At 44.4% G+C, this 13,471-nt stretch carries 5 protein-coding genes, 2 tRNA genes and 3 rRNA genes; all 10 read left to right on the top strand.

What is annotated here, in order from left to right; translation table 11 throughout:
• The first annotated feature begins 167 nt into the window (after positions 1-167).
• A complete protein-coding gene (locus tag FHK88_RS00290) occupies positions 168-803 on the top strand; it encodes a DNA glycosylase (protein ID WP_227428788.1) in 636 nt (211 codons plus the stop codon).
• 39 nt (positions 804-842) lie between these two features.
• Positions 843-1,769, top strand: a complete 927-nt coding sequence (menA, locus tag FHK88_RS00285; protein WP_227428787.1) for a 1,4-dihydroxy-2-naphthoate octaprenyltransferase — start codon at positions 843-845, stop codon at positions 1,767-1,769.
• A gap of 111 nt (positions 1,770-1,880) precedes the next feature.
• Positions 1,881-2,894: an AAA family ATPase gene (locus FHK88_RS00280; protein WP_227428786.1), complete on the top strand. Its 1,014-nt coding sequence runs from the start codon at positions 1,881-1,883 to the stop codon at positions 2,892-2,894.
• Positions 2,895-2,939: 45 nt separating this feature from the next.
• A complete protein-coding gene (locus FHK88_RS00275) occupies positions 2,940-4,418 on the top strand; it encodes a DUF58 domain-containing protein (protein ID WP_227428785.1) in 1,479 nt (492 codons plus the stop codon).
• 12 nt (positions 4,419-4,430) lie between these two features.
• Positions 4,431-7,283: a transglutaminaseTgpA domain-containing protein gene (locus FHK88_RS00270; RefSeq protein ID WP_227428784.1), complete on the top strand. Its 2,853-nt coding sequence runs from the start codon at positions 4,431-4,433 to the stop codon at positions 7,281-7,283.
• A 996-nt stretch (positions 7,284-8,279) separates the two neighbouring features.
• Positions 8,280-9,813, top strand: a 16S ribosomal RNA gene (locus FHK88_RS00265).
• Between the two features lie 61 nt (positions 9,814-9,874).
• A tRNA-Ile gene (locus FHK88_RS00260) sits at positions 9,875-9,951 on the top strand.
• Positions 9,952-9,960: 9 nt separating this feature from the next.
• Positions 9,961-10,036: transfer RNA gene (locus FHK88_RS00255), tRNA-Ala, on the top strand.
• Between the two features lie 298 nt (positions 10,037-10,334).
• Positions 10,335-13,188: ribosomal RNA gene (locus FHK88_RS00250) — 23S ribosomal RNA — on the top strand.
• Positions 13,189-13,307: 119 nt separating this feature from the next.
• A 5S ribosomal RNA gene (rrf, locus tag FHK88_RS00245) occupies positions 13,308-13,421 on the top strand.
• Together the 16S, 23S and 5S rRNA genes with 2 tRNA genes alongside form the textbook arrangement of a ribosomal RNA operon.
• The last annotated feature ends 50 nt before the right edge of the window (positions 13,422-13,471 follow it).

The raw sequence follows: 13,471 nt of genomic DNA, 5'->3' as shown, positions 1-13,471 counted from the left end.
TATAGTCAACAAACTTTATAACTGTTACAGTGTTAGGCTCGCTTGTTATACAACCGTACTATCTGCACGCGCTTGCCTTGTACCAGTTTATAGCTTCGCTGACTATAGCTTGCATTAACAAACGCTATGATAGCAAAATTTCACGACAAACCGTTATGGATAATACAATGACCGATAGTACACAAAGTTCTACGCAACCTTTTGCACAACAGGCAGAAGAACTACCGATTGAGCAACATCCATTTCCGCCTGTATTGCCCAAAGAAGCGACCATTATGATGATGGGTACATTTCCGCCCACTGAGGATAAATGGGCTATGCCGTTTCATTATCCTAATTTTTATAATGATATGTGGCGAATTTATGGTGAGGTGTTTTTTGCTGACCCTGACCACTTCCGAGTGGGTGAGGAAAAACGCTTTGAACCCCAGCGTATTATTGATTTTTTGCATGAACGGGGCATTGCCTCATGTCCCACCGTTCGCAGTGCTATTCGTGAGCAAGGCAATGCTGCTGACAAGCATTTGCAAGTGGTGGACAAAGTCGATTTGGACAGTATTTTAACGCAAGTGCCACAAGTGCAAACCTTATTTACTACAGGCGGAAAAGCCACCGAAATTTTACTCAGCTTACTTGAGAATCCTCCCAAACTTCCAAAAACCAACCAACACATTGACTATCCTTATCCTACTCGTGCGTTAACTTTATATCGTCTGCCTTCTACTTCTCGGGCATATCCTCTTGCCTTTAGCAAAAAAGTTGAGGCGTATCGGGCATTTTTTGCAAAGATGGGTAAGATTTAACGGGTAAGTTTTGTAATACAGGTTAAGGAAATAGTTATTGTGTCATCGAGCATAAAAACCACTGTCATCAATTTTATCCAAGCCACCCGTCCTCGTACCTTTATGCTTGCTGTTGCCAGTATTATCTGTGGCAATGCGTTGGCATATCATCAATTAGCAGGTTTTGACCTTCATCATTGGGGTATATTTTTGCTGAGTTTATGGGTGGCATTGGCACTACAAATTTTATCCAACCTTGCCAATGATTATGGTGACGGTATCAAAGGCACTGATGATTTACGGGCAACTGATAGCCCCCAGCGTTTGACAGCACAAGGTCAGCTTGACCCCAAACGCTTAAAGCGTTGGATTATTATTTGGGCATGGCTCACCTTTTTTTCTGGGGTAGGGCTGATTTATTGGGCGTTTGATAGTATTAGTGATTTATTATTATTTTTAGGTTTTGGTATTGTAGCGATTTTTGCAGCGATGGCATATACCATGGGTAAGCGACCTTATGGCTATCGGGCGATGGGAGAGGTGGCGGTTCTTATCTTCTTTGGCTGGCTTGCGGTGTTGGGCAGTTGTTATTTGCAAACTCAGCGATTTGCAATCCCCACTGACTTACCGCAACTATTGCCTGCAACGGGGTGCGGATTGTTGGCATCGTGTGTGTTGTATCTTAATAATATGCGAGATATAGACAGTGATAAGCAGGCAGGTAAAATTACTGTTGCGGTGCTATTGGGCAAAGAGCAAATGCGAAAGGGCTATTTTGCTTTATTGGCAGTGGCAATCTTGCTGTATGTTGTCGCAAGTTATTACTATGGATTGGCAAGTTTATTATGGTTACTGACATTACCGCTTATCATTCGCCATATTAAATATATTCAGCAAGTCCCACAGAAAATTGGCACACAATTACCAAAAATTGTATTACTAACCTTCTTTATTAACCTATTATTTGCATTGGGGATTGTTATTTAAGGTAAAGTAAATTTAGGATAAAGCAAATTAAAGACAAGGTGTCAAAAATAGTTTAAGATAAGCTAATATCTATACTAAAAAAATCAAACATTATAGAGGAAATAGACAAGGATGCTAACTGATACAACGGCTCGTCAATCCAATCCACCTCGCTCAAATATTCCCAATGTCACAAAAGCCCTTACCAACAATATTGGGCAAGCATTAATCGGCAAACAACCACAGATTTTATTGGCGCTCACTTGTTTGGTGGCAGGCGGGCATTTGTTATTAGAGGACGTACCGGGACTGGGTAAAACCACCCTTGCCAAAGCATTAGCAACCGCCATTAAGGGGCAGTTTCGGCGGGTGCAATGTACCCCCGATTTAATGCCTAGCGACATTACAGGGGTGACGGTATATAACCAAAAAAATGCCTCTTTTGAATTTATCCAAGGTCCTGTGTTTACCAATATTTTATTGGCAGATGAGATTAACCGCACCAGCCCACGTACTCAGTCGGCACTGCTTGAGGCGATGAGTGACGCAACGGTGAGTATTGATAATGTCAGCCATGAGTTGCCCGAGCTATTTTTTGTGATTGCCACCCAAAACCCTGTGGAATTTAGTGGCACTTATGAATTACCCGAAGCTCAAATGGACAGGTTTATGATGAGGTTGTCTTTGGGTTATCCTGATAAAGCCAGTGAAATCGCCATGTTAAAAGGGGTTTGTGGGCAAGCAGGCAGTGATAACCATAGCTTATCTACGCAACAACAAGTAAAGCCGTTATTATCGACAGGGCAAGTATTACAACTGCGTCAACGTGCCAGTCAAGTGACAGTTAGCGAGGATATGTTTAACTATATTGTGAATATCGTTGAGCGTACCCGTCATCATCAAGCGTTGCGATTGGGGGCAAGCCCGCGTGCCTCTTTAAGCCTGCTTAAAGCCTCACAAGCCTATGCCTTATTGACAGGGGCAAACAGCATTACCCCCGAGCATATTAAATTATTGGCAGAACCGATTTTGGCACATCGTTTGTTATTTAAAAATCAGCATAGCACTGCGATGGAGCGACAACAATTCTTTGAGCAATTACTCGACAGACAAGTCGCCGTTCCTGATAATCCTTTATCTTTATAATAAAACTTTATAAAAAAAGAATATTAAAAACAGGGAAATGTTGCCATGTTAAACCACACAAACACCAGTGAGCCTAACCAATTAGATGAACTGGTGGCTCAGCTTGAACCCGTTTTAAAGCATATTAACCTGCATCGGTTTTTATGGGGTTTTATTGTGGTGTGTGCCTTTATCGCATGGAATCGGGGCTTAATGTTGTTATATGCGTTGGTGGCGTTTTTATTGGCGGTGATGTTGGTCAGTTATGGCTTTTATTTTATCAACCTTAAAGGCTTATCACTACGAGCAAACCTACCACATGACAATGTATTGGCAGGAGAGGATTTTGCCGTTACCGTCAGTCTACAAAGTCAATGGACAAAGCATTTTTTAGCCATCTATTTACCGATGATTAAAGAATATCAAGACCCACGTCTTGCCCAACTAAATAAAGCTGACAATTCACAATCCATTTCACAGCCTATTTCACAATCCGTTCAAACCACGTTTCGCCTATTTATCTTACGCAGTCAACATACCCAATCGTTTGAGTGTATCGGGCAATTGCCACGAGGTGTTTATCGTTTATCTACAGTTCAAATAAGCTGTGCCTATCCATTAGGCATTGTCAGCACTCAGCAAAGCTTTGATATTGATGGTTTTATTTTCGATGGTGCGGACGAGGGTAGTAACAATAAAGTTTATGTGTTACCGCGTTGGTTTAGCGTTGCCAATCTACCCAATCATTGGGCAAACAGTGTGGGCGTTGGCAACTTACCGTCACGCCATAAAGGACAACATGATGAATTTGCCGATGTGCGACCTTATCGCCGAGGTGACGCCTTTAAAACGGTGCATTGGGGAGCAAGTGCCAGACAGGTCAGTCGTGGGCAAGATTTGGTGGTCAAAGAATTTGACGCATTGGATAAACCTCGAATATTAATTTTGCTTAATCAATTTGATATTCGTGAGCCTCAAGCCTTTGACACCATGATTAGTATCGCCTTATCAATGGGACATCATCTAAGCGGGCAAGGGTTTGGCGTGCATTTATTGGGATTTGACGCACCGTTTCACTCACTCACAGATTATTGGCAAATCCAACTGACTGAGCAGACTCACCCCACCAGTGATGTGTTAAGAAAATTGGCAGAAATTGATGGCTTTTATCTGATGACAACAATGGCAACAGGTAATAGCTTGAACAGTTCCAACAACCAAAACAATAACTATGGTGCATTTATTAGCACCGCCTTAAATAAATTTTCGCAAAGTAACTTGCTTATCAGTTTTTATGCGCATACGCCAATAACCAACAGTGCTGGCTCTACAGCCAGTCATGCCCATTGCCAACATTGCCATATCTATTTAGATAAAACCACCCAACAAAACCACTACCAACAGCTAAGCGACAATCTCAGTGTGTATCGTATTCAGCCCAACTCAACACTTGAGCAACTGGCACAAGTGTTTGGTGGCAAAACGTTTGATAATATTGGTAATCATCAAAACGAGCAAGCAAAACGAACACAACAACAAGGATAATGGGAAAAACAAATGAGCCAAACCTATATCCGACCCAACCCTCAAAACGATACACAAAGCAGTATGCAGAACAACATACAAAATGGTTTGCAGAACAGCTTGCAGAATCAGCCTCAAGAATGGCTTTTAGAGGATTTTGCCATTCATCTATGGCTGTCTGCATTGATTGCCGTTGGCTTTGCAGGGGCGGTTTTTGGCTTATTTGGTATTGGTTTTGCTGTCGTGATGTTTATCGTGGCATTTGTTGCTAACTTTTTTAGTCTAAATTTTGCCTATGAGTACCGAGAACAAAAAAACGCCCTAAAGCAACCTGCTGATGCCTGTGCCGTATTGGGATTGGCGGTTTTATTTATCTTATTATTTGCCCAAGGCTTAATCGTTGCCTTATTGGGTATGTTGTTTTTTTTACAACTGGCATTAAACCTAAACTTTCGTGAACATCGGCAAGTTTACTTTGGGCTTATCATCGCCTTTGTCGCCTTAATGGGCGGGGCAGTGCATACCTTTTCCACAGGTTACCTATTTTTTATTCTCTTATTTTGCGTTTTTGCCTGTTTTTATCTGGCGTCCGTATTTGTCGATAAACAACGCTATCTCAACCCAATTGATAACAATATTTCCCAAATTGCTAACCAGCATACTGGTACAAACAGCAACAGCCAAGAGATGGTATATATTGGGCAATGGCATTATCGAGAACGGCTTATCGTTGCCGTTATCATCAGTGCCGTTGCAGGTTTTCTCTACCTTGCCACCCCACATTTTAGTGCAGGCAATTTAGGCTCAGTGCCATTAAAAGGCTTTCAACAATATGAAAATAGCACCCTTGAGCAACAAATCCTACCAGCCAATGCCGACCTAAGCGATAGCTTTTATGACGAGCCGACTAATAGCAGTGGCAACAATACAGGCAAACAAGGACAAAATAATAACGCACATAAAATGGGTAACAAAAATTCCCCATTTGGCAAACCCGCTCAGCCTATTAATGTGGATAACGGTGCTAATAGCAGTGACGGCTTAGCAAGTCCTGACGCAAACAATGTGAATATCGGGCAATCCTCATGGCTAGATGACAGCATTTATTTTTATGTCAAATCCGAACGCCCACGCTACCTACAAAACCGCACCCAAACCTATTTTGATGGTGCGTCATGGTACAGCCTACAATATGGTTGGAAAAAATTAACAGGTGAGCGACAAACCTATTCTTTATATCCCGACAAACCAAACGCCAACATTGACATTCAAGTGGTCAAAGACAATGGGCAACAGCATCTACTGACTACTGATAACACCGTTGCTGTTAGCTTTCCTAATAGCTGGCTTGCCACCAACTATTACGACCAAGTCAAAGCAGGCAAACCCCTAAGCAAAGACACTCAATATCAGCTACAAGTGGTGGACGAATACCAACACAACCGCTTAATTGACCGTCATCAAGCCAAACCTGACAGCAAAGACTTACAACTACCTAATAATCTTGACCCAAGAATTGCTAAGCTGTCGCAACAAATCACCGCCCCATATCGCAATGACTGGCAAAAAGCCCAAGCCTTAGAAAGCCACTTGCGTAACAACTATCAATACACCCTAGCCACCTTGCCCAACCAAAACAACATTCCATTAACCGACTTTTTATTTGGCAGTAAACAAGGGCATTGCGAATATTTTGCCACCGCCTTAGCCATCATGTTACGGCAACAACATATCCCTGCACGTATGATTACAGGCTACGTTGCCCAAGACTACAACCCCATCACAGGCTATTATGAAGTCAAAGGCACAAACGGACACGCATGGGTTTCTGCTTATATTGATGGGCATTGGGCAGTCTTTGAAGCCACAGGGGCATATCAACCCCCTAACCAAAATACTGCACAACAGCAAGCCGAGCAACGGCAACAGGCACAACAACAAGCTGAGCAAATAGCAAAACAATCAGGGGCTAACAGTTCTGTAAACCAATCTGACCCATTAAACCGTGTTAATGACAACTCTAATGGCGATTCTAATAGTGAGCTTAATAACAATAGTGACAATAGCGATGACAGTATTGATGACAACAATACGATAGATACAATCAATGAAAATATTAATAATGATGAGTCAGCCAGTGACAACATAAATAGTGATAGTATCAGTCTACCACCGCCACAAAACACCCATACCGCCATCAAAGACTACCTAGAAAATATCAATCAACAACAAAACCTAGTCAATGACAGCCTCACAGAAAATCAGCATCAGCTTAGCTGGTCAGAACAGCTTAAATTTTGGGCGTATCAATTTTGGTATCAACTTATCTTACTGCTCGACTACCTGATTATATTACTTAAAAAGGCACTATGGTTTGTAGCCATATTTGCTGTCATTGCTAGTGGGTGTTATCTGCTGTATCGTCAACTATATAACCCCATCATGGACAAAATCGACCTATACCGCCTAAAGCGACTCACCTTTGAGCCAAACTCAAATACAGACAGCGACCATAGCCAAAACGAGCAACTAAAAACCTATCTACACCAAAGTATGCACCTATATCAACGTATGCTTACACGTCATGGCGTTCGCCGTCCACGCGGACAAACCATAGACCAATTTAGCCAATACCTACAAAAGCACCAACTCATTGACGTACAGCAACAGCAGTACCTAAGCCAAATGGTCAATAGCAACTTTTACCTAACCGAGCCATTACAGACTGCCACAGCAAAAGACACTCAAGCAGTGCCAAACTTTATGATTGCCCTATACTGCCAAAGCCTAAAGCACCTGCAACAGCACCCCATACAACAAACAAAACCGACAGACCTACTATCAAGCTCACTCTCAAAGCTACGCAGACGAAGACAGCCTAACTAACCTACTACTAAACTTACTAAAGAATAAGTAGTAGCTAATCCTGCCATACGCTTGTATCTGCCTTGTCGCTGGCGTACGGACTAACGTGACTAGCCGTGTTCCATCTAAGCGAGCGACCACAGCTAGCCACAGTCCGTAACGCCATCGACTACAACAGGATACCGCTCAAAAAAAGCCCTTTAAGGCATTTTTCCTTGCGAACCTAAAATTGCAGTACAATTTTTTAACGGTTCTCATATCAGGGCTAAAAAGCCATATTCAGACCGACCCACACCTTAATAATAACTACCTAACTAAGGCAATAACCCCAAACCCAAGAACCTCTCAAAAATTATTTTAAAAAAGTCCTTGACCCGAATTAAAAAGGGTATATAATACGCACCTCGTTAAGAGGGAAGGCTAGCTTGGGAAATTGAGTTAGTGGATATTTGAAGTTGGGTGGAATTATTCAGAGATGGATAAAAACAACCAACTAAAAATAAAGATAAAAAACTTCTTGACAGTGAGGGAGATTAGCGTATAATACGCACCTCATCGGGACGAGCTAAACACTTTAATGAAACAATTGATTAATTGTTGAATGGAAGGGTTTAGATTGAAACGAAGAAAAAAAGAATTGAAAAAAAGCTTGACAGATATTAAAAACATGATATACTGGATGGCTCACTAAGCAAGATAAACACTCAAATATGAGTAACTTCAAATTGAAGGCTATCTTAGTTTAGATATAACATACAATGGAAGACATTGTATGTCAACTATTTAAAAGCAAACTAAAGAACAACTTGTGTGGATTTTTGCTGACACAGAATGTTAATGAATTAAAGTTGGTCAAAGACTAACTATAAAAAGATTATCATTCTTTAAGGCAAGAAAACTCAAAAGTTAATTCATTACGAACATACGAATGAGCAATAAAATGCCAGTAGTCGAAAGACTATACGATTAAAGAATGAGCCAAGATTAGGAATCATCTTAAAAGATTCCAAGAAGATTAAACTGAAGAGTTTGATCATGGCTCAGATTGAACGCTGGCGGCAGGCTTAACACATGCAAGTCGAGCGATGAAGGTCTAGCTTGCTAGACTGGATTAGCGGCGGACGGGTGAGTAATGCTTAGGAATCTGCCTAGTAGTGGGGGATAGCTCGGGGAAACTCGAATTAATACCGCATACGTCTTACGGGAGAAAGGGGGCTACTTGTAGCTCTCGCTATTAGATGAGCCTAAGTCAGATTAGCTAGTTGGTGGGGTAAAGGCCTACCAAGGCGACGATCTGTAGCTGGTCTGAGAGGATGATCAGCCACACCGGAACTGAGACACGGTCCGGACTCCTACGGGAGGCAGCAGTGGGGAATATTGGACAATGGGGGGAACCCTGATCCAGCCATGCCGCGTGTGTGAAGAAGGCCTTTTGGTTGTAAAGCACTTTAAGCAGTGAAGAAGACCTTATGGTTAATACCCATAAGCGATGACATTAGCTGCAGAATAAGCACCGGCTAACTCTGTGCCAGCAGCCGCGGTAATACAGAGGGTGCAAGCGTTAATCGGAATTACTGGGCGTAAAGCGAGCGTAGGTGGCTAATTAAGTCAGATGTGAAATCCCTGGGCTTAACCTGGGAACTGCATCTGATACTGGTTAGCTAGAGTAGGTGAGAGGGAAGTAGAATTTCAGGTGTAGCGGTGAAATGCGTAGAGATCTGAAGGAATACCGATGGCGAAGGCAGCTTCCTGGCATCATACTGACACTGAGGTTCGAAAGCGTGGGTAGCAAACAGGATTAGATACCCTGGTAGTCCACGCCGTAAACGATGTCTACTAGTCGTTGGGGGACTTGATCTCTTAGTGACGCAGCTAACGCAATAAGTAGACCGCCTGGGGAGTACGGCCGCAAGGTTAAAACTCAAATGAATTGACGGGGGCCCGCACAAGCGGTGGAGCATGTGGTTTAATTCGATGCAACGCGAAGAACCTTACCTGGTCTTGACATACACAGAATCCTGTAGAGATACGGGAGTGCCTTCGGGAATTGTGATACAGGTGCTGCATGGCTGTCGTCAGCTCGTGTCGTGAGATGTTGGGTTAAGTCCCGCAACGAGCGCAACCCTTTTCCTTAGTTACCAGCGGTTTGGCCGGGAACTCTAAGGATACTGCCAGTGACAAACTGGAGGAAGGCGGGGACGACGTCAAGTCATCATGGCCCTTACGACCAGGGCTACACACGTGCTACAATGGTAGGTACAGAGGGCAGCTACACAGCGATGTGATGCGAATCTCAAAAAGCCTATCGTAGTCCAGATTGGAGTCTGCAACTCGACTCCATGAAGTCGGAATCGCTAGTAATCGCGGATCAGAATGCCGCGGTGAATACGTTCCCGGGCCTTGTACACACCGCCCGTCACACCATGGGAGTTGATTGCACCAGAAGTGGTTAGCCTAACTTAGGAGGGCGATCACCACGGTGTGGTCAATGACTGGGGTGAAGTCGTAACAAGGTAGCCGTAGGGGAACCTGCGGCTGGATCACCTCCTTAAAAACGACATTCGGTCAGCAAGAATTCACAACAAGTTGTTCTTTAGTTTAAGCTAAGCTCGGGGTCTGTAGCTCAGTTGGTTAGAGCACCGTGTTGATAACGCGGGGGTCATAAGTTCAAGTCTTATCAGACCCACCAAATAACTACGGGGCCATAGCTCAGTTGGTAGAGCGCCTGCCTTGCACGCAGGAGGTCAGGAGTTCGACTCTCCTTGGCTCCACCATGATATAGAGTGAAGCGAAAGCAGAACAAAGTAATTTTATATATAGATTATTTTCTTCTGTTTTATACAGATGATAATGACCTGACGAAGGCATTATGATTATTTAAAAACATAGATATGAGTCTGGGTTAAGTTATATATACACAATATATAATTTAACCTGATAATCAACCTTTAATGACATCAGTTGTTATCCCAAGGGTTGGTTATCGAAAGTAAAGAGAACTGAATCAAGCGTAAACATAGGTGATATCGTTATCATTACTACATAGAATCCTAAGACTAATTGGGGTTGTATGGTCAAGTAATGAAGCGCACATGGTGGATGCCTTGGCAGTCAGAGGCGAAGAAAGACGTGACAGCCTGCGATAAGCTTCGGGGAGGTGGCAATATCCTGCGATCCGGAGATTTCTGAATGGGGAAACCCACCTAGCATAAGCTAGGTATCCTAATTTATTAGGAAGCGAACCGAGTGAAGTGAAACATCTCAGTAACTCGAGGAAAAGACATCAAATGAGATTCCCCTAGTAGCGGCGAGCGAACGGGGAGGAGCCGACGGACTCTAATGTAGAAGAACAGTGTGGGAAAGCTGACCATAGTGGGTGATAGTCCCGTATTCGAAACATTAGAAGAAGCATATTAAGTAGTGCGGGACACGAGAAATCCTGTATGAAGATGGGGGGACCATCCTCCAAGGCTAAATACTCCTGACTGACCGATAGTGAACCAGTACCGTGAGGGAAAGGCGAAAAGAACCCCTGTGAGGGGAGTGAAATAGAACCTGAAACCGTGTGCGTACAAGCAGTGGGAGCGGACTTGTTCCGTGACCGCGTACCTTTTGTATAATGGGTCAGCGACTTATATTCTGTAGCGAGGTTAACCGAATAGGGGAGCCGTAGGGAAACCGAGTCTTAATAGGGCGTCTAGTTGCAGGGTATAGACCCGAAACCGAGTGATCTATCCATGAGCAGGTTGAAAGTGCCGTAACAGGCATCGGAGGACCGAACCCACTGTCGTTGAAAAGCCAGGGGATGACTTGTGGATAGGGGTGAAAGGCTAATCAAACTCGGTGATAGCTGGTTCTCCCCGAAAGCTATTTAGGTAGCGCCTCGGACGAACACCATTGGGGGTAGAGCACTGTTTCGGCTAGGGGGTCATACCGACTTACCAAACCGATGCAAACTCCGAATACCGATGAGTGATATCCGGGAGACACACGGCGGGTGCTAACGTCCGTCGTGGAGAGGGAAACAACCCAGACCGCCAGCTAAGGCCCCAAATTCCTAGTTAAGTGGGAAACGAAGTGGGAAGGCATAGACAGCTAGGAGGTTGGCTTAGAAGCAGCCACCCTTTAAAGAAAGCGTAATAGCTCACTAGTCGAGTCGGCCCGCGCGGAAGATGTAACGGGGCTCAAACTAGGAGCCGAAGCTGCGGATTTGAAAATTGTTTCAAGTGGTAGGGGAGCGTTGTGTAAGCCTGTGAAGGTGTGTTGTAAGGCATGCTGGAGGTATCACAAGAGCGAATGCTGACGTGAGTAACGATAATGCGAGTGAAAAGCTCGCACGCCGGAAGACCAAGGGTTCCAGTCCAACGTTAATCGGGGCTGGGTGAGTCGACCCCTAAGGCGAGGCCGAAAGGCGTAGTCGATGGGAAATTGGTTAATATTCCAATACTTGTTTATGATGCGATGGAGGGACGGAGAAGGTTATGCCAGCCTGGTGATGGTTATCCAGGTGGAAGGATGTAGGTAGAGTGATTAGGCAAATCCGGTCACTTAATACTGAGATCTGATAGCAAGCTGTACATGTACAGCGAAGTGGCAAATACCATGCTTCCAGGAAAAGCTTCTAAGCGATAGTCATAAACGAATCGTACCCGAAACCGACACAGGTGGTCAGGTAGAGAATACCAAGGCGCTTGAGAGAACTCTGCTGAAGGAACTAGGCAAAATGGTACCGTAACTTCGGGAGAAGGTACGCTGTCGATGGTGAAGGACTTGCTCTGTAAGCTATTGACAGTCGCAGATACCAGGCTGCTGCAACTGTTTATTAAAAACACAGCACTCTGCAAACACGAAAGTGGACGTATAGGGTGTGATGCCTGCCCGGTGCTGGAAGGTTAATTGATGGGCTTAGCGTAAGCGAAGGTCTTGATCGAAGCCCCAGTAAACGGCGGCCGTAACTATAACGGTCCTAAGGTAGCGAAATTCCTTGTCGGGTAAGTTCCGACCTGCACGAATGGCATAATGATGGCAGCGCTGTCTCCAGCAGAGGCTCAGTGAAATCGAAATCGCAGTGAAGATGCTGTGTACCCGCGGCTAGACGGAAAGACCCCGTGAACCTTTACTACAGCTTTACATTGAACTTTGACCTGACTTGTGCAGGATAGGTGGGAGGCTTTGAAGCAGATACGCCAGTATTTGTGGAGCCATCCTTGAAATACCACCCTGGTCATGTTGGGGTTCTAACTCAGATATAACAGTATCGAGGACAATGTATGGTGGGTAGTTTGACTGGGGCGGTCTCCTCCTAAAGAGTAACGGAGGAGTACGAAGGTGCGCTCAGAACGGTCGGAAATCGTTCAAAGAGTATAAAGGCAGAAGCGCGCTTAACTGCGAGACCCACAAGTCGAGCAGGTACGAAAGTAGGTCTTAGTGATCCGGTGGTTCTGTATGGAAGGGCCATCGCTCAACGGATAAAAGGTACTCTGGGGATAACAGGCTGATACCGCCCAAGAGTTCATATCGACGGCGGTGTTTGGCACCTCGATGTCGGCTCATCTCATCCTGGGGCTGAAGCAGGTCCCAAGGGTATGGCTGTTCGCCATTTAAAGAGGTACGCGAGCTGGGTTTAGAACGTCGTGAGACAGTTCGGTCCCTATCTACCGTGGGCGTTGGAAATTTGAGAGGATCTGCTCCTAGTACGAGAGGACCAGAGTGGACGAACCGCTGGTGTTCGGGTTGTCATGCCAATGGCATTGCCCGGTAGCTACGTTCGGATGGGATAACCGCTGAAAGCATCTAAGCGGGAAGCCCACCTCAAGATTAGATTTCCCCTAAGAGCCGTTCAAGACTAGGACGTTGATAGGCAGGGTGTGGAAGCGTAGTGATACGTGTAGCTAACCTGTACTAATTGCTCGTTTGGCTTGACCATACAACACCCAATTGGTTTTGTATAAACAAGTCTTGATAACGATTTTATATCATCCGATTTTACTTAGCTTGATTTAGCTTAATATATTTAACACTTTAGACTCATATCTAACCCCCTTTGCTGACGACAATAGCAAGATGGAACCACCTGATCCCTTCCCGAACTCAGAAGTGAAACATCTTAGCGCCAATGGTAGTGTGGTTCGCCCATGTGAGAGTAGGTCATCGTCAGCTCCCTATACCTAAAGCCCCCTTTAACATTCGTTAATGGGGGCTTTTTATTG

This window comes from Psychrobacter sp. I-STPA6b (assembly GCF_020662265.1).
In the GTDB taxonomy this organism is placed as follows: domain Bacteria; phylum Pseudomonadota; class Gammaproteobacteria; order Pseudomonadales; family Moraxellaceae; genus Psychrobacter.
Note: the sequence above shows the minus strand (reverse complement) of the source record. Positions and strands in the feature narration are given on the sequence as shown.